Origin of the sequence: Pseudoalteromonas sp. NZS127 (assembly GCF_015864805.1) — a bacterium.
Lineage (GTDB): Bacteria > Pseudomonadota > Gammaproteobacteria > Enterobacterales > Alteromonadaceae > Pseudoalteromonas > Pseudoalteromonas nigrifaciens.
This window is the reverse complement of sequence record NZ_JADYWN010000025.1, coordinates 24,433-49,551: the sequence shown is the minus strand read 5'-3', so window position 1 is coordinate 49,551 and position 25,119 is coordinate 24,433. Positions and strand designations below refer to the sequence as shown.

Below are 25,119 nucleotides of genomic sequence, written 5' to 3'. Positions count from 1 at the left end.
TTATGAAAACGACAAACTTGATTTCCTCAGTAACTGTTGCCGTGTTGCTCGGCCTCAGTGTTGGAGTACAATTACCTGCTACTGCAGTATCAGCGGCTACAACTGAACAAGCCGAGCCAGAAAAAGGGCCACATAATGGTCGCATGCTTCGTGAAGAAAGTTTTGCATTGGAGTTGGCGATATTCGAAACAGGCGTACCACCTGAATTTAGAGTGTGGTTAACGGATAATAAAGAACCCATTAACCCCGAAGATGTTGAATTAACAGTTACATTAACCCGATTAGGTAATGTGATTGATGATATTAAGTTTACTCCTCAAAGTGATTTTTTGCGTGGAAATATGGAAATTTACGAACCGCACTCTTTTATTGTCACAGTAAACGCTAACTACCAAGGCAAAACATATCGTTGGCAATACGATAACCTAGAGGGGCGAACAAAAATCGAACCCGCAGTGGCAGATGCCATGGCGATTGAAACCGCTATTGCGGGGTCTCAAGAGCTTCATCAAACTATCCCTGCTTATGGGCAGGTTTGGTTACCGCCGAGTGCGCACCGTACTATTTTTGCTCGTTTTGAAGGAGTAATCACAAACTTAAATGTAAAGCTCGGTGATAAAGTGAATAAAGGTCAGGTATTAATGACGATTGAAAGTAATGAAAGTTTAAAACCTTATGATATTAAATCGCCTATTTCTGGCTTTATCACACAACAAATAGCCAATTCAGGGGAACAAACAAATAGCCGTGAACTACTTACTATTAAAGATATAAACCAAACGATCGTCAAGTTAGCAGTTTACCCCAGCGATTACAGCAAAGTATCACTAGGCACACCTGTAATCATTGAGTCACATGACAACCTGCCTCCGATCGCTGGTAAAGTATCATTAATAGAGCCCGAAGTTAGAAGCGATCAAGCACGAATGGCATGGGTTACATTGCCACAACACCAGTCTGAACGTTTCCTTGAGGGAAGTTTTGTTAAAGCAAGTATTGAAACTGCTTCCTTTGACGTTCCTTTAGCGGTAAAGAAAATAGGTTTACAGAGCTTTCGTGATTTTACGGTCGTGTATGCAAAAGTAGGCGATGAATATGAAGTTCGAATGCTTGAGCTAGGTCGCTCAAATGCAACATGGGTAGAGGTACTAGGTGGACTGCCTGTTGGTACTGAGTATGTTACTGAAAATAGCTACATCATCAAAGCCGATATTGAAAAATCTGGCGCGTCCCACGACCACTAGGAGAGCGTAATGTTAGAATCGATTTTACGCTTTGCTATAAAGCGAAATATCCTCGTTCTTGTCATGGTATTAGCCATTGCGGGATTAGGCTTATGGAATTTTACTAAACTGCCTATTGATGCAGTACCTGATATAACTAATGTTCAGGTTATGATCAACACGGAAGCGCCTGGCTTCACGCCGTTAGAAGTTGAACAACGTGTTACTTTTCCCCTCGAAAACGCACTAGCTGGGCTACCAGGGCTTGTAAACACTCGTTCAGTGTCTCGTTATGGTTTATCGCAAGTTATTGCTATTTTTTCTGATGATACCGATGTTTACTTTGCTCGCCAGTTGGTTAATGAGCGGCTGTCTAGTGCACGTTCCGAGTTGCCGATAAACCTTTTACCTGAGCTTGGCCCTATTGCTACAGGGTTAGGTGAGATTTTTATGTTTACGGTTGATGCTGTTCCTGGTGCTAAGAATCCAGACGGTAGTGAGGTAACCCCTATTGATTTACGTACAGTACATGACTGGACAATTCGCCCACAATTAATGCGGGTGCCAGGAGTTGTTGAAGTAAATCCTATTGGTGGTTACGAACGAGAGATTCTCATTGCATTTAAACCGGAAAAACTACTAGCTTATAATCTAACATCAGCAGATGTTGTTGATGCTATTGGTCAAAATAACCAGAACCAAGGCACTGGGTTTATTGAAAAAAGCGGTGCGCAATGGCTAATTCGCGTTCCAGGTCAGGTTGCAGATTTAACTGAAATCACAAATTTACCTATCAAAACTATAAGCGGTAGCGCAGTGTTTATTAAAGATGTTGCCACTATAAGTGATGGTAAAGGATTACGTACTGGGGCTGCTACTCAAAATGGCCGCGAAGTGGTGATGAGTACAGTGTTCATGTTAATAGGTGAAAACAGTCGCACAGTAGCACAAGGAGTTGGTGAAAAGTTAAAAGAAATTAATGCCAGTTTACCTGAAGGCATTGTCGCACAAGCGGTGTATGATCGTACTAAACTTGTAGATAAAACACTGTCAACTGTTCAAACTAACCTCCTCGAAGGGGCCATTTTAGTAATTGTTGTACTATTTGTACTACTGGGTAATTTTAGAGCTGCATTTTTAACGGCCTTGGTTATCCCTTTTGCAATGTTAATGACAATAACAGGCATGGTACACACGCGAGTCAGTGCAAACTTGATGAGTTTAGGGGCATTAGATTTTGGTCTATTGGTTGATGGTACGATAATTATCGTCGAAAACTGCTTACGTCGCTTAAGTATGAGAGGTGATACGCCTCTTTCTTTAAAAGCACGTTTAAACATTGTTTTTACGGCAACACGAGAAGTTATTCGACCCGCTTTATTCGGTGTATTTATCATCACTGTTGTTTATTTACCTATCTTCGCGCTTGAAGGCGTTGAAGGAAAAATGTTCCATCCAATGGCATTAACTGTTGTGATCGCTTTGCTTTGTTCAATGGCGCTTTCAATCACATTTGTGCCTGCAATGGTAGCCTTATTATTTAAAAAGCCAATTAAAGAAAAACCTAATCGTATTATGCTGGGGTTGAGCCGTGTTTATCAACCAGTACTCGCATTAGCATTAAAAGGCCGCTGGGCTGTGGTACTAATAGCTTGTTTGCTTGTGACATTTTTTGGTTATCAAGCAACACGCTTAGGGAGCGAATTTGCACCGAACCTTGATGAAGGTGATATCGCCATGCACGCGCTTCGTATTCCAGGTACTTCCTTAAGTCAAGCGATTGAGCTACAAAAAGTCTTGGAAGAAAAAATTACGCAGATGCCTGAAGTAGAGCGCGTATTTTCAAAAATTGGCACCGCGGATGTAGCAACAGATGCAGTACCACCTAGCGTAGCTGATAATTTTATTATTCTAAAACCACGAGACCAGTGGCCAAACCCTAATAAACCCAAAGCTCAAATAGTAGAAGAGTTAGCTGCGCTAGTCGAGTCTATTCCAGGTAACAGATATGAGTTCTTACAGCCAATTCAAATGCGTTTTAATGAATTGCTGGCCGGCGTTCGTGCAGAGTTAGCGATTAAAGTATTTGGTGATGACTTTGAAACACTCGCTACGTTAGGAAAAGAAATTGAATCTGCGATTGCAAATGTTGATGGAGTAGCTGATTTAATGGTTGAGCAGACAACGGGGTTGCCAATGCTTGAAATTATGCCCAATATTGAAAAACTAACCCAGTTCGGTATAAGCAAAGCACAAATTCAGTCACAGTTAGCTACCGCATTAGGAGGAACTATCGCAGGTAAATATTATCAAGGCGATATTCGCTCTGATATTGTTGTTCGCTTAGACGAGACACAGAGAAATAATGTTGAAAAGTTGGGTTATTTACCTATTAGCCTACCTAGTGGAAGCTCTATCCCATTGCAAGAATTAGCTACCATCAAGCTAACTAATGGTGCAAATCAAATAAATCGTGAGAATGCCAAACGTCGTATTGTAGTAACCACCAATGTGAGGGGGCGAGACTTAGGAAGTTTTGTAGCTGAGATTCAGAAAGTGGTTAAAAGTAAGGTAGATATTCCTACTGGCTACTGGGTTGAATACGGTGGTACCTACCAAAAGCTACAATCAGCCTCTGAGCGTTTAACTATTGTAGTACCCGTGACACTATTAATGATTATAGGCTTGCTTATTTTAGCGTTAAATTCACTCAAAGATGCCGCTATTATTTTTACCGGTGTGCCTTTAGCGCTTACGGGCGGAATCGCAGCACTGCTGTTACGTGATATACCATTTTCAATATCTGCAGCGGTCGGTTTTATTGCTTTATCTGGCATTGCAATATTAAACGGCTTGGTGATGGTATCGTTCATTCGCGAATTACGCAGCTCAGGAATAGGGATTAATCAAGCGATAACAGAAGGAGCGTTAACACGTCTCCGTCCTGTTATAACCACTGCATTGGTTGCATCATTAGGGTTTATTCCTATGGCGCTTAATACAGGGATTGGTTCAGAAGTGCAGCGACCTTTAGCAACTGTGGTGATTGGCGGTATTATTTCAGCGACCTTACTAACGTTATTAGTGATCCCCGCACTGTATCGAATTTTACATAATGAAAAGGAGTCTATTTTGACTGAAAGTGAAACGTTGGAGCAACATGATGCCAACTAAAATAATAAACGTTAGCATAATGATTACGGTGCTTGTTTTGGCTTTTCTGAGCTTTGGGACAATGGCACATGGAGTTGATGACAGTACTCGCGCTTTTTTAGAGCAAAACCAAGGTGTGCAGTTTGTACCATTTATTTATATTGGGGCAAAACACATGATCACTGGTTACGACCATATATTGTTTTTAATCGGTGTGATCTTCTTTTTATATCGCAGTAAAGATGTATTGCTGTATGTCACTATGTTTACCATCGGACACAGTACCACCCTGTTATTGGGGGTACTGAGCGACATTCAAATAAATGCTTACGTGATCGATGCGATTATCGGTTTTTCGGTGATTTATAAAGGCTTTGATAATTTAGGTGGCTTTAAACGCTGCTTTAACTATCAGCCGAATACGCAATGGGCGGTATTAATTTTTGGTCTATTTCATGGTTTTGGACTAGCAACCAAGCTGCAAGAGTTTCAATTACCCGAAGATGGATTACTGACAAATCTGATTGCCTTTAATATTGGCGTGGAGCTTGGTCAATTTTTAGCGCTCGCGGTTATATTAATTGCTATTAATGCGTGGCGTAAACTACCGTCATTTCAACGTTTTTCAACATTTACCAACGGAGCATTGATAAGTGCCGGTTTAATGCTGGTCGGCTTTCAATTAACCGGTTATATAATCAATTAATTAAGAGAAGTATATGCAACATACAGTTAGTTCAAAAACACTTATAAAAGCCAGTATCACCGCTTTATTCGTCGCGATAATCGCCCTTGTGTTATTTATTCTGCCCGCAGAATATAACATTGATCCAACCGGAATAGGTAAGCAATTAGGCGTTACCAAAATAGCCCAAGCATCAGAGCAAAAATCAGTTAAAGCACCAGATTCACTGCAAATGGGCAGTGATGAGTTTCAAACAATTGAAGTTACCATCCCGGCAAATCGCGGAATTGAATATAAATTTGAGATGCAACAATATGAAAAAATGACCTACGAATGGATGACCGATGGCGATTCTTTATATTTTGATTTACACGGAGAGCCTGTAGGTGACACAACCGGTTACTTCGAAAGCTATGCAATTGCCAATTTAAACGAAATGAAGGGCAGCTTTACCGCCCCATTTGCGGGCTCGCATGGCTGGTATTGGAAAAACAACTCAGACAGCCCCGTGGCTATACAACTTTTAGTAAAAGGTCAATTTAAAGTGATTGGCTTAAAAAAGTAAACTTAAAATTTAACCGGAGAAAACAATGAATAAATTAATTTCAATCGTCTTAGTTTGTATTACGTTAATGAGTACTGGTGTTTTAGCACATAGTGATCATGCCCATGGCTACATTAATGATCAACAAGCGATTAGTATCGCAGCTAAATCAATAAAAAAATTGACCTTTAAAGACTATGGTTTTGAAGTTGGAAAATTAAATGATTCTTGGCAAGATATTTCTTCAGAAGCGTTTTCAGTCATAAGCAAGAACGGTGACTATTATGTTGTTCAAGCATCAAATAATAACGGTAGTGATCACGTTTATTTCAAAATAGCTAAAAATGGTCAGCTACTAGATGTAAAACCGAAGAACGATTTCTAAGCTTAAAGGTAAATTGGCACTGTGAGCTTTTACAGTGTCAATTTTCAATTTGTATTTTTGACACTAATTAAATTAGAAGGTAAGGCTTAGTAGGTAATAACTAAAATGGGTGTCGCATTTGTTTTTTATAAAATATTTTTGTATTAGCTGGTCTTTAAGCCGCTTTACTAATGAAAGTTGGCTCTTTTTCGAGAAAAGGAAGGCTTTAGTTGTACATAATATTGAAGAGGGCTTTTTATTCTCACCTAAGCGTCAGTACTTTTGTCGTTTTCTCATTATGAAATTTAAGCTTATGATATAAAAATATATAGCTGTAAGTTCAAGTCTAAACTAATACATGCTATAAATTGGTACATTCTGCTAGTTACTTCCCTTAAGCAGAAATAACTCAGATTCGAGGTCATTAATCTTTTTTAAGTGCTGGTGATTTGAAAGCGCTAGCGCATTGTGAGTAGAAGCCATTTGTGCCATTTGCTCTTTTAAGCCAGCTATTTCCGCTCGATATTTTTCCTTTAACCGCTTTTCGTTGGCAAGCTTTTCACGTAACTTAGTTACATCAGAGCTTTGTTGTGCTTGCTTTTTTGTAATGGCTTTTGATTTTAGTAGTTTGATTCTTTCAATGACATCTGTGTAATAGTAGGCTGAGCCATTACCAAGATTAGCTTCTTCCTCGACAGCAATGGCACTTAAACCTCGTTTGGCATCAATACGTACTGTATCGCCAGAAAGTATCCTGTCAATTGCGCTTAGAAGCTCTAACCTTGTATTCTCTGACTTACTCAAAGCTGTCTAATCTCAATTTCGGGTTTATATGGAGTGTAGCTTATTTCAAAGTAGTCCATAACCTTTTCAGCTGCACGTAATTGCGTAATAAAATGGCTTAGCTGCGATTGAGATAGTTTAGTATGCTGCTCCATTTCAGTTATAGTCTCAACAATCCATTGATGTCGTTTTTGCCAGGCTTGTGCTTTTTTTTCGTCTATAACAACGTTCTCGCAGTTAAAACAGTTGGTTGGTGATACGACTTTTTCCATTCTGCACTCATAACCAGCCATGCAGTATGAGTGAAGTGTACCAGCAATAGATATTCTACCAGCAGATACTTGAGCATATAGAGCATCCCAAGATGAGTATTTAACGGCGGTATTTTCTCTATCTTTAACAACATCTATACCTTTCTTACCATATAGCTTGTCATCTGAGTTATACCACTGATGCAGCAGTTGTGTAGTGACTTCTCTATCGACTTCTTGAAGTAAGTTATTTAGTTCTGAGTCTACTTTTACATGTTTTATTTTGGCTGCGACACCGCCTTCGGAGTACCACTGTGCCATTGGTAAATAAAGGTGTTTGTATTGCTGCTTAATTGCGACATCAGACAGTAAATTATAACGCTTGCCAAACACCGCAAAAGTTCGTCTGAGTTGATGGGTTGTAAAAGCCCAAGGCTTACCTATAACTATCTTTTGCTTGTAAGCGTGTATGTTTAGGTTTGGATTTAGAAGTTTAAACTCATCATAATCTTGCTCATTTACAATAGCACCAGCTTCTTCAACTAAGCGCTTATGATGCAAAGCAAAAGGTGGGCCTGTAAGTATGTTTGGTTTTCTGCTCTTGATCATTTGAACTAACCAAATACTTGATGCTCTCTCATTTTCAACTCTATCATCAGAGAGCATGAGCTGAGTTCTCATATTTTGCGTCAGTAAAGATGCTAGTTCTATTGCTTTTCCAGTTATTGGAGATGTCAACCATTCTGCTTTTTCCGGCACTGCGGGGGTCATTTTACTATGATAGGACTGTAGTGAATAAAACACTTGGTCTTTTAGTTTTAACTTCTTGAAACTATCAGGGTGTAAGCTATAAATCTCGCTTCTTCTCATACCTGAGAAGGCTCCACAAATTATAAAACAGCAAGTAAGAATGTGGGAGTATAACCAATTGAATCTTTGAACATCACTAGGAATTAACTTTTCTGAATCGGCGTTGGAAATATAGCTTTTAAGTATATTGGTAGAAGTTTGGGGTTTAGCCTTAGTTATCTCAGCTTTGTAGTGAGGGGAATCAGATGTTAACCAGTTCCATTGACCTGATTTTATCTTGTTATCTACAGCCGCTTTGCCAATTTCATAGTTTTCTTGCTGCTCGGTATGGATATCTAATAATGTATCTCGAATAGGATAGTAAGTATCTATATACTCGATAGCCTTTGTGTATATGAGTTGCATCAAGCGTGATGGTATAGCGTAATACTGCTCACTTTCTAGTTTGGTTGGGCAACCTAATTGACGGCCTAATTCTGTAATTGATGTCGTCAAAGGTAATGATAGTTTTATGGGGGTTTGGTCCTTAACCGCTTCGATCCAGTTTAATGCGAAAATAAGTTTTGAAGTATATGGCCCACTCATTTTAAGTGACTTTAAATATTCGCAAAACCTAGAAAACTGTATGGGATGGTTAAGGACACAAATCGAATCTGCTTTGATGGATTCTATGTATTTATATACTTGGGTTAAATTGATATTTCTCTCTAAAAATGTTGTGGTTTTTATCATTGCCCCTTGCCTTAAGGTGCCGACAGCAAATAAACCAAGGAATGCGAGTAACTTTTGTTCTTGTAATAGCGAAGTGGTTGTTAAATGTGTAAATGAAGCGCGTTTTTTAGAAACAATTTTTGCATCTACATAGTGTGTTAAATCCCATGTGTTATCGCCAAAGTAACTTATGGTTTTACCATTTTGGTCAATCATTACTGGGATTTTGTTTAAATTGTCCCAATCCTTATTTTCAAAATACTGTATTGCCTGTTCAACAAAAACAGTATTCTCTTTTATAACTTGTTCTGGTGCAGCAAGTAACGGTTTCATAGCATCTCCTTATAAAACCAAATTAAGCGTATCGGGCCAAAAAGGGTGACGGCCAATGGTATGTAGCTTCCGCTCAGCTTGCCTACGCACTTTTAAGTCGATACTAAAAAGCACTTGCTTTATTTTTCTTAGTACTCGATCAAAATTGTTTTTAAAGTGTGACATGTTGAGGTGATCTTCTTTGGCATCCTCTAACGCTTCATAAAAACTCAATAAACACCAAATATCATCAACTTCTTCAACCAGCACTTGATTTGGGCAGGAAAAGCAATTCAATAAGTCTGCACAAGCAAGGTGACTCATATCTACGCTATCGATAGAGGCCTTACGACGAAAACGATCACCAAGGTTGTCAAAAGGGTCTTTACATCCTGTACCTAAGGGCGTTTTTTGACCATTTCCAGATTTAGCATAACGGTTTACGAATTCATCATAGGGTAGTATTTCTAGATTCATTTGCTCAAGAGTTTGTTCTCGTGCTCTACTAATATCACCACATTTAATTGCATTTTCTAAGGTGTTAGCTGTGGCTTGAAGTTGGGCGTTATTTTCTGACTCGTTACCTCTGCTATAGTGCTTTCGAACTACATCAGGTGTATTATTGAGCAACATGGATGTTTCGAGTGAGTTTCCTGTGAGCGCTAAGTAATTAGATGCACCTGTAGCTCTAAAGCGTTTAGCTTCAGGCCTAAGTTGTTGACCATTGTCATCAGTCAAATCGAATATATTAATTAGCCAATTCATATTGGAACGAATATGCGTTGGGCACAAGGGCTTATTTATCCCGTTAAGACATTGATGAAGTAGTCTATTGGCATCTGGAAACAAAACGTGTGTAAGGGTGATCAGGTCATTAATAAAGTTTAGCGCATGCTTTGGAATGTCTGTGCTATGGTTATCGCCGAGCTCGATGGTAACAAATTTATTAGCTCTCTTCTTTAACGCTGTTTGCACAAACCATTTACCTTGCTGTCCCTTCTTTTGTGAAGCTTTGGGAATATCCATATCTCTTATCGTACTAGCGTTTGCCCATGTGTAATAGGCAAGTAAGAAATATGCAGCACAGTAACACTTGGTAATAGCACCACTTACAGGCACTTCGATTTTATTAAAAGAAAAGCTCGCGTATTGGTCGCTTCTCCTTGCTTGAATGTATTCTTTAGGTGAGGTTTGAATTTGCTTGGAAAGCTGAAAATATAGTTCTTTTAGTATTTTAATTAACTTTTTCAATTCAGATTCTGAGTATGCTTGAGTTGGATTTATTTGGCTGCGAAATAGTTTGAATTTAGAAAACCACTCATCAACAGGGTGATCTAGCATCTTCATTATTGTTCTTATACTACTTAACTCACCTTTTGCTGTGTTTGAACTTTTGCTGCCAATTCTAACGCTGTGAACTAGAGCTGTTTCAAATGCATTGATACCCTCTTTTGAATCTGGATTTACGGGAATACTGTCACAAATATTCACATACCGTGTAAATGTTCTAAAAAGGGTATTCATTGTTGTGTCAGTATACTCTGTATTAGTTTTGAATGCTTGATACCACTTAATAACTTGGTTATCTCGGCTAAGTAAAGTACCCCGGCGCATTTCAAAAAGTTTAGGCACTCCTTTGTATTTAAATCTTTGAAAGTCAGGGTATACAAATTGATCACCATAAATATTTAATTTAAGTTTAAGGTCGATATTTAAATTTGATTTGTTAATCACGAGAGATCCTCATGCTCATTGATAACTGACTCCATAACTTGATCTAAAAAGCAAACTGCACGTATCGATGCCTTGCTTCGGTTTATAAAGTTCAGGTATCGCCAAGTTGTTTTCTCATCTTTATGTCCCATCCACCCCATGATTAATGACATAGCATCGAATGGTGACAAGCCAACTTTTTCGTCTAAAAGGGACGCAAGGCGAAATGTACCGTAAGTTGCACGTAAATCATGAGTTCTATGCTGAAAGTGGGTATTTAGCTCATTGCGTATGTAATTACGAGTTAAACTAAAGTGACGCTGTATTGCATTGGTAGTATATGGTTTACCTCGATTGGTGATGAGTAATTCAGCAATAGGCTCATCGGCTTTTGCTTCTCTTTTTAGGCGACGTTCACTAATCAAGTAGCGATACATCCTGTTCATTAATAGTGTTGGAATTTCAATGGTTCTGACTGAGCCAAATTTAGTGAGTACACCGTTATGAGGTCCTATGCTAACTTGAATATGATATTTATTCGGGTCACATCTTTTCACTAGTTTAGCAGGGAAGGTACAGGCTTCTTCTATACGAAGGCCGCACATGAGTTGTAATAGTTGATGTATTTGGAACTCAATTGACTGTTCTTTGAGTGCTCGCGAATATAATTTTACTTCATCTTCTGTAAGAGGATTCAAGCTTTGTTCTGGTGTTCGCTTTGGCACTCGGATCCTCAAGTCTGAACTTCTAACAACATAATTACGATTGATATGCGCAAGCATCCCAGTCGTTTTGATGCTAACAAACTCTACTTCAAATGGTTTATTTTCCTTAGAGAAGTTAATTAACCTCTCGTAATATGCCCACTCGTAGAATTTAATTATATGGTTCATATATACAGCTGCTGTTGAACTATTAAGCTCACCGGCTTTCACTGAGGCCAAAAGATCTTGGTTTCGGAAAATATATGTGGGCTTATTTGATTTGATAGTTGGAAAGTCTTTCCAAGAGAGTTCATGGCTTTTTAAAAAGCGCCAATATCGACTTATGGCACGAACGTTTGAATTAATGTTTTTCGCGCGCTTAACGTTAACGAGGTGATTCATCCAAAGGTTTATTGGCATGACGTATTCACCATCTTCATAAAAGGTAGGAAAGCCTTTTAGCTGAATGCTTGATTTTGTTTTGCAAAAAGGAGTTTGGATCTCAGTTTTAAAATCATCTGATTGAACTATTGTGAGCATAAAAAGCTGACCAATAATTGTACGTTAATTGGTCAGCTTAGTTCGTTTTCCAGAGTTAGCAAATGTAAAGTTTCACTTTTCCAGAGAAAAATTTACATAGTAACAAACTCTTCTGAGCCAGTCGGGTGTATAGCAACCACAGCATCAAAGTCAGCTTTAGTTGCGCCCATTTTCATGGCGACAGCAAAACCTTGAATCATTTCGTCTACAGCAAAACCTATACCATGCAAGCCGACCACTTTTTCATCTGGACCTGCGCACACTAGCTTCATTTTACAAGGCTGGCGATGTTGCGTAACCGCGGTATACATAGCGGCAAAAGCTGATTGGTATACTTTTACGTTTTCTGCACCGTATTGCGATATAGCTTCTTGCTCTGTTAAGCCAATAGTACCAATGGGTGGGTGACTAAATACTACTGTAGGAACTAAGCTGTAATCCATTTTTAAATCATCTGGCAGTTCTTTATTAAATAAGCGCTCAGATAAAGTACGCCCAGCTTTAACTGCTACTGGGGTAAGCTCAATGCCGTTTTCGATAATGTCGCCCACAGCGTATACGTTTTCAGCTGTGGTATTTTGGTACTCGTCTACTTTAACAAAACCTTTGCTGTTAACTTCTACGCCTGCTGCAGCAATATTAATTGCATTTGTGGTTGGCTCGCGGCCAATAGCCCAAATTACTTGGTCTACGTTATGGCTTTTACCATTATCTAAATGCAAGGTTACTGAGCCGTCGTCTTCTTTAACCAATTTATGTGGTACAGATTCGGTATGCAGCGTAGGGCCTTCTTTTGCCATTACTTCAACTAGCGTATCGATTATATATGGGTCAAAGTTACGCAGTGGTGCGTGTTTACGCACAAATAAATGCGTGTCAGTGCCCAAGCTATGTAGTACGCCTGCAAGCTCTACAGCAATGTAACCTGCGCCAATAACAGCAACGCGTTTAGGTTGCTCTTTAAGCTCAAAAAAGCCATTAGAGTCAATGCCGTGCTCAGCACCTTCAATGTTTGGAATGCTTGGACGACCGCCAACAGCAATTAAAATATGATCAGCAGTATAATACTCACCATCTACTTCAACTGTTTTATTATCTACAAATTTAGCAAAACCTTTAATTACGGTAACGCCGTTGTTTGCAAGGCCATTATCGTAACCTTTATGGATTCGGCCAATGTAGGCTTCGCGGCTTTCTACTAATTTGCCCCAATCAAAACCTTTTACTTCAACATTAAAGCCGTAATCAGGCGCATATAAATTAATTGCTTCAGCAACTTGAGCACCATGCCACATTACTTTTTTAGGCACACACCCTACGTTTACACATGTGCCACCCATATGTTTTGCTTCAATAAGTGCTACTTTAGCGCCACGCATTGCCGCACGGTTCGCCGACGCAATACCGCCGCTACCACCGCCAATTGCAATATAATCAAAATGCTGAGCCATGTTTAATCCTCAAAGTTTATTTAACTGTATTGTGCCGATGATAGCATATGCTCAAGGCAAATCACTTAATCAGCATAGGTAAAATTACCATACACCCTGTATAAACGAAAAAGATCTTATTGCGATCAGCATAAGCTTAAATGCTCTTGTATTTAGTCACTTTGCCCCAACTTTAATGCTTATAATGCACAAATTTGAGAAAAATATGACCAATGCAAACACTAACCCATTAATTGGGCTTGAAGGCCTACCGCCATTTTCAAAAATAAAGCCAGAGCACGTAGTGCCAGCACTAAAGCACGGGATTGAGCAGTGCCGCCAAGCCATTGAAGATGTGCTTGCTAAAAAATCATACACTTGGAACGATTTAGTACTGCCACTAGAAGAAGCTGATGATAAATTATCACGGATGTTTTCGCCGGTATCGCATTTAAATTCGGTAATGAATAACGACGAACTACGTGAGCAATACGAGCAATGTTTGCCACTTATTTCTGAGTACTCAACTTTTGTAGGACAGCATCAAGGCTTGTTTGCAGCTTACAACGCGTTATATAACAGTGATGAATTTAAAATTCTCACTACTGCTCAGCAAAAGTCGATTACGAATGCACTACGCGATTTTAAATTATCGGGTATTGCACTAGAGCCCGCGCAGCAAAAACGTTATGGCGAAATTAGCGCGCGTTTATCAGAGCTTGCCTCTAAATTTGGCAACAATGTTATGGATGCCACATTGGCTTGGCATAAACACATTACCGATGAAAGTGAACTGGCTGGTTTACCAGAGTCGGCGTTGGCTTTAGCTGCCGATACCGCAAAAAGTAAAGAATTAGACGGCTGGGTATTTACGCTCGATTTTCCATCGTACTTACCTATTATGACCTACGCCGATAATCGCGAATTACGCGAAGAAACATACACAGCGTTTTCTACACGTGCGTCTGATCAAGGCCCTAATGCGGGTGAATTTGATAACTCAGCAATTATGAGCGAAGAGCTAGCGCTACGTCATGAACTAGCACAGCTGCTTGGCTTTAATAGCTACGCTGAAAAGTCACTTGCCACTAAAATGGCTGAGACGCCTGCACAAGTATTCTCATTTTTAGAAGACCTAGCGGCTAAATCAAAACCACAAGCAGAGCAAGAACTTGCAGAGCTACAAGCCTATGCAGAGCAAAAACACGGTATTACCGAACTAGCAGCGTGGGATTTTGGTTATTACGGCGAAAAGCTTAAGCAAGACAAATACGCCATTTCAGACGAAGTACTCCGCCCGTATTTTCCAGCTAATAAAGTATTAAGTGGTTTGTTTGAAACAGTTAACCGTTTATTTGGCATTAGCGTAAAAGAAGTCAGTGATTTTGACAGCTACCACAAAGATGTACGCTTTTTTGAAATATACGACAGCAGTAATACGTTACGTGGCCGTTTTTATCTCGACTTATATGCTCGCGATCATAAACGTGGTGGCGCATGGATGGACGACTGTATGGGGCGCAAAGTACGCGCTAGCGGCGAATTGCAAACACCAGTGGCGTATTTAGTTTGTAACTTTAACAAGGCAATAGGCGATAAACCGGCCTTGTTTACTCATAACGAAGTAACTACATTATTCCATGAATTTGGCCATGGTATTCATCATATGCTAACTCAGGTAGATGCAGCGCCTGTTGCAGGTATTAACGGCGTTGCATGGGATGCGGTAGAGCTACCAAGTCAGTTTTTAGAAAACTGGTGCTACGAAGAGCAAGCACTTAGCTTTATTTCAGGGCATTACGAAACCGGCGAGCCACTACCAAAAGAGCTACTAGATAAGTTACTAGCGGCTAAAAACTATAACTCGGGCATGCAAATGCTGCGTCAGTTAGAGTTTTCGTTATTCGACTTTAAAATACATAACGACTACGTAGCCGGTGAGCCATGTAATATTCAAGCTGTGCTTAACGACGTACGTAGCCGCACCTCGGTGATTAAAGCGCCAGAATTTAACCGCTTTCAGCATGGCTTTAGCCATATTTTTGCCGGTGGTTATAGCGCAGGTTATTACTCGTATAAATGGGCAGAAGTACTCTCTGCCGATGCTTATTCTAAATTTGAAGAAGAGGGCATTTTTAACCCAGAAACAGGGCGAGCATTTATGCAGCACATCCTAGAAAAAGGCGGCAGCGAAGAGCCAATGGAATTATTTAAAAACTTCCGTGGCCGCGAGCCAAATGTTGACGCACTTCTTCGCCACAGCGGTATTGCTGCCTAAAGTATAAAGTTAACTCTATATACTTTGAGTTACTCACCAATATATAGCGGTCAGTTTTCATTATGAAACTGACCGCTTTATTTTTTACAGTATCTGAACTTTAATTACTCTCAAATTCAAGACTATTGTTTTCCTTTCATTGCTAATTTAATGCTTTAAACTAAGGCGCTTGATATACTGAAAAAGTATTTTATCGTCGGAGTGTAGAGTGGTTATTAAGTGTGCCTTTAAAGAATGCCGTCCTTATTTAAATGAGTTAGAAACACGTTTTGGCTTAGCCCATTGGGCAGATCAAAGCAGTGGTTTTAGCCTGCATTACGACGATACAGGCCTGAGCTTATATAAAACCGATGAGCCTAAACTAGGCGCAATAAGCGTTGACTTTGTTACGGGCGCTGCAGCGCACAGACGAAAGTTTGGCGGCGGTAAAGGCCAAGCAATTGCTAAAGCAGTAGGCTTAAATAAAGGAGCGACTCCTATAGTCCTCGACGCTACAGCAGGGCTAGGGCGTGATGGTTTTGTATTAGCGTCGCTTGGTTGTAAAGTTATATTGCACGAACGCCACCCCGTAGTTGCAGCACTTTTATACGATGGCCTACAGCGCGCATACAACGACATTGAAATTGGTCCGTGGATGCAGCAAAACATGAGCCTCATATTTGGCTCAAGCCATACCTTACTTGCTCAATGCGAAAGCATGCCAGATGTAGTTTACTTAGATCCTATGTTTCCGCATCGCGAAAAATCAGCCTTAGTTAAAAAAGAAATGCGCGTATTTCAAGACTTAGTAGGCGCCGACACCGACGCCGACGATTTACTCGAATTTGCCTACCCACTTGCCAGTAAACGCGTGGTAGTAAAGCGCCCCGACTATGCCCCGTTTTTAAACGACAAAACCCCAAGCATGCAAATTAAAACGAAAAAAAACCGCTTCGACGTATATGTAAAAGCTGCGATGAACAAGTGAATTTCATTCTAATTCATTGTTAAGTATGTACTTTTTTTAGCTGAAACCATAGTTTGACATAATGTGGATATATCCTGGGATTAGCTACATTAGGACTAGGTCGAAATTAGCCACGGTCAGTGTTTAAGTTGTGCGTAGGCAGGGCTTTATGCCGCGCTTATTAAAGAGCTGGCTTTTACTAACCGCTGCAATTTACTCTTTAGTACTTCTCTGCCAGTTGTATATATTTACGCTCTACCAGCTTAGATACGGGTACTAATTCAAAACCTTGTTTGCTGAGCTGTGGTAAAACGTGGCGTAAAAATGCGATTGTTTCAGGGTAGGGGTGGGCAATTGCAATGGTAAACTTATGCTCAATAGCATGTTGTTTTAGCTCATCTAGGCGCAGTTGCAACTGTTCTGGTGTGGTTATGTTATCTAAAAAAATATGACGGCCAATATTTTCAACACCTAAAAAGTTAGCGGCATTTTGTGCCTGGCTTAATTCAGTGGTGCGGCTATCTAAAAAATATAAATGTCGCTTTTTAAGCACTTCCATTATCCACCGCATAGCTTGGCTTTGCTGGGTGAGCGCCGAACCCATGTGATTATTAACCCCTTTAACTTGCGGTAAACTGGCCAAAGCAGTGCCAAGTATTTGCTGTATCTGCTCTTTATTCATATTTAAAGTAAGTGCGCCTGGGCCAAGCTCCTTGCCGTTAAGCGCTTGCATGGGAATATGCAGTAATAACTCTTTATTTGTTTTACTGGCTAAAGTGGCAAAAGCTTGTGCATAAGGCGTATGAGGCAAAATTGAATACGACACTTGGCCGGGCAAAGTTAACAGTTCTAAATCTCTCTGGTGATAGCCTATGTCGTCTATTACTATCGCTATTTGCTTGGCTTTAGCATTGAGTGACACAAAACCAAGCATCAATATCAGCCCTATAATTACTTTCATCTTTATCGCTTTTTAATTTATAGTTTTTATTATTTTGAGAGCTTATTAACTTAACCTCAGTAAGGCTAAGTTATTGCAGGTTAAGTAACTGTTTAGCTTTTACTAATTGTAAATCAGCTGCCTTGCTGGCTAGTTGAGTTTGTTTACCTTTAGCTTGCTGGTTTTTGATTATAACGGCTTTATCACTTTGTGAAAGGGGTGTTTGATTAATCGCCACGTCGGGCGTAATACCAACACCCTCGATTGATTTCCCCAAAGGGGTAAAGTACTTAGCTGTAGTGAGTTTTAATGCAGTGCTGCCATCACCAAGTGGAATAAGCGATTGCACTGAGCCTTTACCAAAAGATTGGCTGCCAACAACCTTGGCGCGGTTATTATCTTTTAATGCAGCCGCTAAAATTTCGGCTGCTGATGCCGAGTTTTCATTAATAAGCACTACAATAGGAGCGCCTTTTAAAATGTCTCCGTGTTTGGCATAAAAAGCTTTATTTGCCTCGTTATAGCGCCCTTTGGTTGTAACAATAGTACCGTTTTGTAAAAACAGATCCGATACCGCAACAGCGCTTCTAAGTGTACCGCCGGGGTTGTCACGTAAATCAATAACTAGGCCTTTAAGTGGGTCCCCAAAGTGATTTTGCATGGCTGCTATTTGCAAAGCCACTTCATGTAAAGTGTGGTTAGAAAAACTATTGATAGCTAAATAACCGCTGCCTAAATCTAAGCGCTGACTAGTAACGCTTTCAAGCTTTATTTTACGGCGACTCACATTAAAATTAAGTGGTTGCGGTTGGTTATCACGCTTTATGGTTAAACTAATATTACTAAGTTTGCTTGCTGTTATTAGTTGAGCAACATGCTCTACGGAGCTGTTTTGTGTTGTTTGATTATTAACGCTAATGATAATGTCACCGGCCATAACCCCAGCACTTTTAGCAGGTGAGTTATTCACTACATTTACAATGGTTACACTGTTATTTATTTGTTTAACCTCAATACCTAAACCGGTATAGCGGCCATTAGTGTTATCAAATAAAGTATTTAATTCGTGTTCATCAAGGTATTTAGAATAGGGATCGAGCTGGGCATATAAATGCGCAAATTGTTGGTTGTTATAGCTAGTATGTGTGGTGTTTTGGAGTGCAAGATCTTCAACGTAGTAGGTATGAATATTAAATAGGATTTCGGTTATTTGTTGGTTTTTTAATTCTTTAATCGAACTAGAAAACACATTAGCTGAAAAGCTAATAAAAACAAATAGGGCAAGTAAATACAGGCTTAAGCTAAGCGTAAAGCCTGTATTTTTAAACCATTTTGCTACGGTGCTTTTTTTGTCCATCGGCTGCTCCAATGCGGCGCAGCGGTTAATTTATACCAATGGTATGTTTTAAATAAGATTGGTATTTGCTAAATGCGTTTGCACCATTTTTCAGGATTTACTGCACGCCCTTTATGGCGCATTTCAAAGTATAGACCAGAACTTGCTTGCCCGCCGCTTTGGCCAACTAGCGCTACAGTTTCGCCTTCTCTTACCATGTCGCCAACATCTTTCAATAAGGTTTGTGCATGGCCGTAAAGGCTCATAAAGCCCTCACCATGGTCAACTACAATTACCCAGCCGTAGCCTTTTAACCAATCGGCAAATACCACTTGGCCGTTATGAACACTGTTAATATTGCTGCCTTCTTTTGCGCCAATTAATACGCCTTTCCAGTCAATACCACCGTGTTTTCGTTGTCCAAAAGTGTGCTCTAACTTACCTCGGCTTGGCCAGTTAAGTTTGCCTTTGCTATTATTGAGGCCGAGTAATTCAACTTTTTTATTTTTTTCTTTCTCTAGCTCTTCAATAGTTGTGATCAGCGTTTGTTGGTTTTCTTTTAAATAGTTAATTGAGCTTTTAGTGTTATTTAGCTGTGCCTGTAAATTTTTTAAATTGGCTTGGCGTTCACTTTGGGCGTTAACTAATGCAGTTTGGCGTCTTTTTTGTTCATCATGCAGGTTTACTAGTTTTTGCTTTGTTTTAGCCAGTTCAGCCTGGTTTTTCGCTATTTGTAACTGCAGCGCTTTTAGCTCTTCGAGTTGTTCAATACGGGCTTTATTTAAATAATTATAATAGCTTAGGGTGCGCTCAAATTTAGCCGTGTCTTCTTGGTTGAGCAGCATTTTTGCATAATCATCGTCGCCACCGGCCATATAAGCACTTTTAAGTTGCGCAGCTAATGCGTGTTGAAACTGTGCATGTTGTTGTTCAAGCTGATCGGCTTTTTGTTGTTGCAGTTGTTGCTGTTGTTCGGTTTTTTTAACCGACTGCTCAGCCATATTTAAGGCTTTGGCGTTTTTAGCTATGTCGAGTTCGTGCTGTTGTAGATTTTTTTGTAGGTTGGCAATTTTTTTGCGTTGCGCGTTGTATTCAGATTGGCTTTGCTTTAGTGCCGTTTGTACTTCGCTGAGATCTTTTTTGGTACGATCTTCATTAGCGACTGCAGTTGCAGTCGCTAAAAAAGTCAGTATTAAAATTAGCTTAGTAACGCTATTAATACGTGTATGCATAGATTATTTCAACGTCATGATAGGTTTGCCTGTCATTTCAGTTGGCTGCTCCATGCCCATTAAGTGCAGCATAGTAGGCGCTACATCGCTAAGAGCTTTACCCTCAGAAGGTGTTGCATCGCGCCCAACGTAAATAAATGGCACCGGCTCGCTAGTATGTGCAGTATGGGCTTGGCCTGTTTTAAGGTTGGCCATTTGCTCAGCATTACCATGGTCGGCAGTAATAAGCGCTTCACCGCCATATTCGTTAAGTGCTGCTACTACGCGGCCAATACAGTGATCAACTGCTTCGCAGGCTTTAACTGCTGCTGCAAATACACCTGAGTGACCCACCATATCGCCGTTAGGGTAGTTACAAATAATAGCGTCGTATTTACCACTTTTAATTGCCGCAACGAGTTTGTCGGTAAGCATTTCTGAGTTCATTTCGGGCTGCAAATCGTAGGTTGCAACTTGTGGTGAAGGGATAAGCTCGCGGGTTTCACCGTTAAATTCGTCTTCGCGGCCACCACTAAAGAAAAACGTAACGTGGGCGTATTTTTCGGTTTCAGAAATACGTAGTTGAGTTTTACCGTGTTTTTCAAACCATTCGCCAAGTACGTTTACCAGTGGCGTCGGGCCAAATGCAACCGGGGCGTCTATATCTGCAGCGTATTCGGTCATCATTACAAAGGCGCTAAGGGCAGGTGACTTTTGTTTGGCAAAACCGTCAAAGTTAGGCTCAACAAATGCACGTGTAATTTCACGGGCGCGATCGGCTCTAAAGTTAGCAAATATAACCGTGTCGCCATCGTTAATTTGTACAGGCTCTGCGCCTGCAGGAGTAATGGTGCTTGCGGCTACAAACTCGTCGTTTTCGTCGCGCTCATAAGCTGCTTCAAGTGCGCTCACGCCAGTCGGGTAGCTAAAGTCGCCTTGTGCTAACGTAAGTAAGTTATAGGCTTTTTCTACGCGGTTCCAGCGGTTGTCTCTGTCCATTGCGTAATAACGGCCAATTAGCGATGCTAAGCGGCCACATTGTAGCTTTGCAAATACCGCTTCAATGCGCTCAATAGAAGCTTTAGCACTGCGTGGAGGTGTGTCGCGGCCATCTAAAAAGCCATGAAAGTACACCTCTTTTGCGCCGCGTTTTGCAGCAAGTTCAATACTTGCCACAATGTGATCTTCGTGACTGTGTACGCCGCCTGGGCTTAATAACCCCATAATGTGCACGGCTTTATCGGCACTTACGGCTTTATCTATGTTATCGACTAGTGCAGGAGTGGAGTCAAACTCGCCATCGTTTATCGCTTTTGTTATACGAGTAAAGTCTTGATAAACAACGCGTCCTGCGCCTAAATTAACGTGGCCAACTTCAGAGTTACCCATTTGACCATCAGGAAGGCCTACATCAAAACCCGAAGCTGAAATTAATGTGCGCGGGCGGGTGGCCCATAATTCGTCTAATACAGGGGTATTTGCAGCAAGAATCGCATTACTTTGCTCATCTTCGCGGTATCCCCAGCCATCTAAAATCATTAATACCAGTGGTTTTTTATGTTCTGACATAGTCACTCCTCAAGGTTAACGTTGCGATAAAACACGCTAACATTACCGCTAACATGCTGATGCTAAGCATACCGTGTTTTATAGCTAGGATCAGCAATCAAAACAAGATATTAAAACTTTTTAATATCTTGCTAAAAATTAACAGCAAGCTATTACTTTGTTCTTACTAAAAGCACCTCGTAAAAGCGTATTATGCTTTGCCTTAACTCGCATTTTTAGCTGATTTGGGTATACTTGCGCAGCTAATACCAATTTTATTAAAAACATGCACATTTTAGCGGATTAAATAGCTCACTAACTGCGTTAAAAATAACTCATATAGAACAACTATATATCATCATTTTTTACTTGTTATTGACCCATTATATTGACGCTTTAATAGCCCATTAATTTAATGCAATTGGTATAATACCAACTTTATTAAAGCGCTGTGTATGCGAGTAAGGTAAATTAGGTATATATTGTGTTTAAAATCTTTACAGAAGTGAGTACTCCTGTTTAAATTTTATGTTGTTTGTGAGTAGCTTACCTCTTGTTATACTTGCTTATAGAGTTAATGCAATTGGTATTGAACGAAAAAATAGCTAAAACATCACGTTTTAGGATGTAATTTTATAGTGGATGTCGAATGGATCAATATATTGAATTTATCACCAATCACCCAATCTTAAGTGCAGCTTGGGTGGGTATTGTGTTTCTTATTGTTAGTGGTTGGATCAAAAGTAAACTCTCAGCAGTGCGCCAAATAAACCCGCAGCAGTTAACACTGCTTATCAACCGTGAAGACGGTCAAGTTATTGATATGCGTGCGCAAAAAGAGTTTAACACCGGGCATATTGCCGGTGCTCAGCATTTAAGCCCTGAAAATGCGAAAAAATCTGACTTTTCAAGCCTTGAAAAGTATAAGAGCAAACCCATTATATTGGTATGTACTACAGGCATGACCGCTTCAGGAACTGCAACCGCTATGCATAAAGCGGGTTTTGAGCAGGTAAGTGTGTTATCTGGTGGTATGGGCGCGTGGCAATCTGCGAGCTTACCAACTACAACCGGTCGCTAATAAATATTAGTAGTCCGATAGAGGATATATTATGAGTAATGTTGTTTTATACACCAAAGCGTATTGCCCTTTTTGTCAACGTGCTCGTGCACTTTTAGACAGTAAAGGCGTGCAATACACAAACTTTGATATTGGTGTACAGCCTGAACTGCGTGATGAAATGATCGCCAAAGCAGGCGGCGCAAGCACGGTACCGCAAATCTTTATTAATGATGAGCATATAGGTGGCTGCGACGACATGATGGCAATAGAAGCACAAGGCCAGCTTGATAAAAAGCTAAACGCTTAAATTTTAACTAATTATAATAACGAACAGGTTAAGGATTACAATGAACGAAGAAACGCAAAACGCAGCAGCACAACAAGAAACTGGCGCACAATTTACTATTCAACGTATTTACACAAAAGACGTGTCGTTTGAAACGCCAAATTCTCCAGCTATTTTTCAAAAAGAATGGACACCAGAAGTTAAGTTAGACCTAGACACTCGCTCTAATAAGTTAGACGAAGGTGTATTTGAAGTGGTTTTAGCACTAACAGTGACTGCATCTATTGGCGAAGAAACGGCCTTTTTATGTGAAATTCAACAAGCAGGTATTTTTACTATTGCTGACGTTGAAGAAACACAACTTGCTCATATGCTTGGTGCATTTTGCCCTAACGTATTGTTTCCATATGCGCGTGAAGCAGTTTCTAACCTTGTTAACCGTGGTACTTTTCCACAGCTTAACCTTGCGCCAGTTAACTTTGACGCATTATTTGCACAATACATGCAACAACGCACAGCGCAAGCTGAGCAGGCATCAGTAGACGCATAAATTATGAGTACAGCAACTTCAGCTGTTACTGTATTAGGGGCGGGGTCTTATGGCACCGCCCTTGCTATTTGCTTAGCCCGAAATGGTCACCAAGTGACACTTTGGGGGCGCAATAGCGACGACGTTGCCACGCTTGCAGCTGAGCGAAAAAATCAACGTTACTTACCTGATATTCCTTTTCCCGACACTTTAACTCTTGAAGCCGACTTACAACGTGCTGCTGCAAGTAATGAAATAGTGTTAGTGGTTGTGCCTAGTCATGCATTTGGCGACACCTTAAAGCAAATTAAACCTGTTTTACAGCAAGGCGCAAAAGTTGCGTGGGCAACTAAAGGGTTAGAGCCAAATACCGGACGCTTATTACAAGAAGTTGCAGTACAAGAGCTTGGCGATGCAATTCCATTAGCGGTGCTTTCGGGGCCAACATTTGCTAAAGAAATGGCCATGGGATCACCTACTGCTATTTCGGTTTCATCCACCTCTACAGAGTTTGCACAACAGTTAGCTGATTTACTGCATTGCGGTCGCTCATTTAGAGTGTACAACAACGATGATTTTATTGGCATACAGCTAGGTGGTGCGGTTAAAAACGTTATTGCTATTGGTGCAGGCATTTCCGATGGCGTAGGTTTTGGCGCTAATGCACGCACGGCACTAATTACTCGCGGCCTTGCTGAACTAACACGCTTAGGCTGTGCTTTGGGCGCAAAACCCGAAACCTTTATGGGGATGGCAGGCCTTGGTGATTTAATTTTAACCTGTACAGATAATCAATCGCGTAATCGTCGTTTTGGTTTAGCGTTAGGCAAAGGCGAAAGCGTAGAAGCTGCAATAGAGTCTATAGGCCAAGTGGTCGAAGGCTTCAGAAACACCAAAGAAGTGTACTTATTAGCGCAGCGCAGCGGTGTAGAAATGCCAATCACCGAGCAAATCTATAAAGTGCTATACGAAAATAAAGACATGAAAGAAGCGGCTATGGCTTTATTAGGCCGAGAGCAGCGCTCAGAATAAAAGGGCAGCTTTCATAAAACTAGACTTTAGGTGTCAGATTTTAGGTAGACATTAGCCAAGCTCGGTGTGTGGGTTAAACCACAGACGGGCTTAATGTCGCGCAGGTTAAGCTTTAAACCCTGCGCGAGGTAAACTCCCACCTACAAGTTAGGCGCTTGGTTTATATCACTTACCTAAACCTTGCGCCTAAAACTATTTACTTCTTACTTCGCGCCCGGAAACCCAAGCTGGCGCCATGATTCATACACAAACACCGAAACCGCGTTAGATAAGTTCATACTGCGGCTATTGGCTTGCATCGGAATGCGTACCCGTTGCTCGTTTGGAAGCGATTGAATTAGCTCATCCGGAAGGCCGCGCGTTTCAGGGCCAAATACTAAACAGTCGCCGGCCTCGTATTGTGCCTGATGATGAAATCGGCTACCTTTAGTGGTGCAAGCGTATATTTTTTTAGGCTTGCATGCTTCTAGGTAAGCTTCAAACGAAGCATGGCGCTGTACATGGCTAAATTCATGATAATCAAGGCCGGCACGTTTTATTCGTTTGTCATCCCATGCAAAGCCAAGTGGCTCAATTAAATGTAGCGAATAGCCCGTATTTGCACATAAGCGAATAATATTACCCGTATTCGGTGGGATTTCAGGTTGGTATAAAACAATATCCAGCATAACGAGCCTTATAAAATAGTCAGTAATTTAACGATTTGCAGTATACACAGAAAGCGTGT

The 25,119-nt window shown here is 40.5% G+C and carries 21 protein-coding genes; 11 read left to right on the top strand and 10 right to left on the bottom strand.

Annotated features, from left to right (window positions below; all coding sequences use genetic code 11):
* The first annotated feature begins 2 nt into the window (after positions 1–2).
* Genes I6E78_RS16815 through I6E78_RS16795 form a run of 5 tightly spaced genes read left to right on the top strand, consistent with a single transcriptional unit; the run spans position 3 to position 5,990 of the window.
* Positions 3–1,244 carry an efflux RND transporter periplasmic adaptor subunit gene (locus I6E78_RS16815; protein WP_145238670.1) on the top strand — a complete coding sequence of 414 codons (1,242 nt, stop codon included), beginning with the start codon at positions 3–5 and terminating at the stop codon, positions 1,242–1,244.
* 9 nt (positions 1,245–1,253) lie between these two features.
* The gene (locus I6E78_RS16810; protein WP_145238673.1) at positions 1,254–4,397 is read left to right on the top strand and encodes an efflux RND transporter permease subunit; all 3,144 of its coding nucleotides are present in this window, start codon (positions 1,254–1,256) and stop codon (positions 4,395–4,397) included.
* Entirely contained in the window at positions 4,387–5,082 is a 696-nt protein-coding gene (locus I6E78_RS16805; protein WP_145238766.1) for a HupE/UreJ family protein, read from the top strand. The genes I6E78_RS16810 and I6E78_RS16805 overlap by 11 nt, the downstream gene beginning before the upstream one ends.
* Positions 5,083–5,095: 13 nt before the next feature.
* Positions 5,096–5,626, top strand: a complete 531-nt coding sequence (locus I6E78_RS16800) for a hypothetical protein (RefSeq protein ID WP_145238676.1) — start codon at positions 5,096–5,098, stop codon at positions 5,624–5,626.
* 25 nt (positions 5,627–5,651) lie between these two features.
* On the top strand, positions 5,652–5,990 hold the full coding sequence (locus tag I6E78_RS16795) for a DUF6488 family protein (RefSeq protein WP_008467207.1): 339 nt from the start codon (positions 5,652–5,654) through the stop codon (positions 5,988–5,990).
* Positions 5,991–6,350: 360 nt separating this feature from the next.
* Here the strand turns inward: I6E78_RS16795 and I6E78_RS16790 are convergent, their stop codons facing one another.
* From I6E78_RS16790 to gorA, 5 genes are all read right to left on the bottom strand, one after another.
* Positions 6,351–6,773 (bottom strand): hypothetical protein, encoded by a 423-nt coding sequence (locus tag I6E78_RS16790; RefSeq protein ID WP_145238679.1) that lies wholly within the window; start codon positions 6,771–6,773, stop codon positions 6,351–6,353.
* On the bottom strand, positions 6,770–8,857 hold the full coding sequence (locus tag I6E78_RS16785) for an integrase (protein WP_197182945.1): 2,088 nt from the start codon (positions 8,855–8,857) through the stop codon (positions 6,770–6,772). The genes I6E78_RS16790 and I6E78_RS16785 overlap by 4 nt, the downstream gene beginning before the upstream one ends.
* A 9-nt stretch (positions 8,858–8,866) precedes the next feature.
* Positions 8,867–10,570, bottom strand: coding sequence for a hypothetical protein (locus tag I6E78_RS16780; RefSeq protein WP_197182944.1), 1,704 nt, complete (start codon positions 10,568–10,570; stop codon positions 8,867–8,869).
* The gene (locus I6E78_RS16775) at positions 10,567–11,793 is read right to left on the bottom strand and encodes a tyrosine-type recombinase/integrase (protein ID WP_197182943.1); all 1,227 of its coding nucleotides are present in this window, start codon (positions 11,791–11,793) and stop codon (positions 10,567–10,569) included. The genes I6E78_RS16780 and I6E78_RS16775 overlap by 4 nt, the downstream gene beginning before the upstream one ends.
* Positions 11,794–11,885: 92 nt before the next feature.
* Complete coding sequence (gene gorA, locus I6E78_RS16770) at positions 11,886–13,244, bottom strand: glutathione-disulfide reductase (protein WP_197182942.1); 1,359 nt, start codon at positions 13,242–13,244, stop codon at positions 11,886–11,888.
* Positions 13,245–13,449: 205 nt separating this feature from the next.
* Here gorA and prlC point away from each other — a divergent pair, with 205 nt between their 5' ends.
* Both prlC and I6E78_RS16760 read left to right on the top strand, forming a co-directional pair.
* On the top strand, positions 13,450–15,501 hold the full coding sequence (gene prlC, locus I6E78_RS16765; RefSeq protein ID WP_197182941.1) for an oligopeptidase A: 2,052 nt from the start codon (positions 13,450–13,452) through the stop codon (positions 15,499–15,501).
* A gap of 208 nt (positions 15,502–15,709) precedes the next feature.
* On the top strand, positions 15,710–16,468 hold the full coding sequence (locus I6E78_RS16760) for a class I SAM-dependent methyltransferase (RefSeq protein WP_197182940.1): 759 nt from the start codon (positions 15,710–15,712) through the stop codon (positions 16,466–16,468).
* A 199-nt stretch (positions 16,469–16,667) separates the two neighbouring features.
* On the opposite strand, the gene I6E78_RS16755 is transcribed toward I6E78_RS16760, so the two are convergent.
* The 4 genes from I6E78_RS16755 to gpmM all read right to left on the bottom strand — a co-directional run bounded on the left by I6E78_RS16755 (position 16,668) and on the right by gpmM (position 21,503).
* The gene (locus I6E78_RS16755; protein WP_197182939.1) at positions 16,668–17,408 is read right to left on the bottom strand and encodes a divergent polysaccharide deacetylase family protein; all 741 of its coding nucleotides are present in this window, start codon (positions 17,406–17,408) and stop codon (positions 16,668–16,670) included.
* Between the two features lie 70 nt (positions 17,409–17,478).
* On the bottom strand, positions 17,479–18,744 hold the full coding sequence (locus I6E78_RS16750; protein WP_197182938.1) for a S41 family peptidase: 1,266 nt from the start codon (positions 18,742–18,744) through the stop codon (positions 17,479–17,481).
* A 68-nt stretch (positions 18,745–18,812) separates the two neighbouring features.
* Positions 18,813–19,955 carry a murein hydrolase activator EnvC family protein gene (locus I6E78_RS16745; RefSeq protein ID WP_197182937.1) on the bottom strand — a complete coding sequence of 381 codons (1,143 nt, stop codon included), beginning with the start codon at positions 19,953–19,955 and terminating at the stop codon, positions 18,813–18,815.
* Between the two features lie 3 nt (positions 19,956–19,958).
* On the bottom strand, positions 19,959–21,503 hold the full coding sequence (gene gpmM, locus I6E78_RS16740; protein ID WP_089367686.1) for a 2,3-bisphosphoglycerate-independent phosphoglycerate mutase: 1,545 nt from the start codon (positions 21,501–21,503) through the stop codon (positions 19,959–19,961).
* Between the two features lie 628 nt (positions 21,504–22,131).
* Here gpmM and I6E78_RS16735 point away from each other — a divergent pair.
* Genes I6E78_RS16735 through gpsA form a run of 4 tightly spaced genes read left to right on the top strand, consistent with a single transcriptional unit; the run spans position 22,132 to position 24,392 of the window.
* Positions 22,132–22,563 carry a rhodanese-like domain-containing protein gene (locus tag I6E78_RS16735; RefSeq protein ID WP_058372459.1) on the top strand — a complete coding sequence of 144 codons (432 nt, stop codon included), beginning with the start codon at positions 22,132–22,134 and terminating at the stop codon, positions 22,561–22,563.
* Positions 22,564–22,594: 31 nt separating this feature from the next.
* The gene (grxC, locus tag I6E78_RS16730) at positions 22,595–22,852 is read left to right on the top strand and encodes a glutaredoxin 3 (protein WP_086996610.1); all 258 of its coding nucleotides are present in this window, start codon (positions 22,595–22,597) and stop codon (positions 22,850–22,852) included.
* A gap of 40 nt (positions 22,853–22,892) precedes the next feature.
* Positions 22,893–23,381 carry a protein-export chaperone SecB gene (gene secB / locus I6E78_RS16725; protein ID WP_011327080.1) on the top strand — a complete coding sequence of 163 codons (489 nt, stop codon included), beginning with the start codon at positions 22,893–22,895 and terminating at the stop codon, positions 23,379–23,381.
* 3 nt (positions 23,382–23,384) lie between these two features.
* Positions 23,385–24,392 (top strand): NAD(P)H-dependent glycerol-3-phosphate dehydrogenase, encoded by a 1,008-nt coding sequence (gene gpsA, locus I6E78_RS16720; RefSeq protein WP_197182936.1) that lies wholly within the window; start codon positions 23,385–23,387, stop codon positions 24,390–24,392.
* Between the two features lie 203 nt (positions 24,393–24,595).
* Here gpsA and trmL read toward each other — a convergent pair whose 3' ends face one another.
* Positions 24,596–25,060 (bottom strand): tRNA (uridine(34)/cytosine(34)/5-carboxymethylaminomethyluridine(34)-2'-O)-methyltransferase TrmL, encoded by a 465-nt coding sequence (gene trmL / locus I6E78_RS16715; protein WP_197182935.1) that lies wholly within the window; start codon positions 25,058–25,060, stop codon positions 24,596–24,598.
* Between the last annotated feature and the right edge of the window lie 59 nt (positions 25,061–25,119).

Bases quoted from the DNA above. Each gene is read 5' to 3' on its own strand.
- I6E78_RS16815 (WP_145238670.1), top strand. From the start codon at position 3: ATGAAAACGACAAACTTGATTTCCTCAGTAACTGTTGCCGTGTTGCTC.
- I6E78_RS16810 (WP_145238673.1), top strand. From the start codon at position 1,254: ATGTTAGAATCGATTTTACGCTTTGCTATAAAGCGAAATATCCTCGTT.
- I6E78_RS16805 (WP_145238766.1), top strand. From the start codon at position 4,387: ATGCCAACTAAAATAATAAACGTTAGCATAATGATTACGGTGCTTGTT.
- I6E78_RS16800 (WP_145238676.1), top strand. From the start codon at position 5,096: ATGCAACATACAGTTAGTTCAAAAACACTTATAAAAGCCAGTATCACC.
- I6E78_RS16795 (WP_008467207.1), top strand. From the start codon at position 5,652: ATGAATAAATTAATTTCAATCGTCTTAGTTTGTATTACGTTAATGAGT.
- I6E78_RS16785 (WP_197182945.1), bottom strand. From the start codon at position 8,857: ATGAAACCGTTACTTGCTGCACCAGAACAAGTTATAAAAGAGAATACT.
- I6E78_RS16775 (WP_197182943.1), bottom strand. From the start codon at position 11,793: ATGCTCACAATAGTTCAATCAGATGATTTTAAAACTGAGATCCAAACT.
- gorA (WP_197182942.1), bottom strand. From the start codon at position 13,244: ATGGCTCAGCATTTTGATTATATTGCAATTGGCGGTGGTAGCGGCGGT.
- prlC (WP_197182941.1), top strand. From the start codon at position 13,450: ATGACCAATGCAAACACTAACCCATTAATTGGGCTTGAAGGCCTACCG.
- I6E78_RS16755 (WP_197182939.1), bottom strand. From the start codon at position 17,408: ATGAAAGTAATTATAGGGCTGATATTGATGCTTGGTTTTGTGTCACTC.
- I6E78_RS16750 (WP_197182938.1), bottom strand. From the start codon at position 18,744: ATGGACAAAAAAAGCACCGTAGCAAAATGGTTTAAAAATACAGGCTTT.
- I6E78_RS16745 (WP_197182937.1), bottom strand. From the start codon at position 19,955: ATGCATACACGTATTAATAGCGTTACTAAGCTAATTTTAATACTGACT.
- gpmM (WP_089367686.1), bottom strand. From the start codon at position 21,503: ATGTCAGAACATAAAAAACCACTGGTATTAATGATTTTAGATGGCTGG.
- I6E78_RS16735 (WP_058372459.1), top strand. From the start codon at position 22,132: ATGGATCAATATATTGAATTTATCACCAATCACCCAATCTTAAGTGCA.
- grxC (WP_086996610.1), top strand. From the start codon at position 22,595: ATGAGTAATGTTGTTTTATACACCAAAGCGTATTGCCCTTTTTGTCAA.
- secB (WP_011327080.1), top strand. From the start codon at position 22,893: ATGAACGAAGAAACGCAAAACGCAGCAGCACAACAAGAAACTGGCGCA.
- gpsA (WP_197182936.1), top strand. From the start codon at position 23,385: ATGAGTACAGCAACTTCAGCTGTTACTGTATTAGGGGCGGGGTCTTAT.
- trmL (WP_197182935.1), bottom strand. From the start codon at position 25,060: ATGCTGGATATTGTTTTATACCAACCTGAAATCCCACCGAATACGGGT.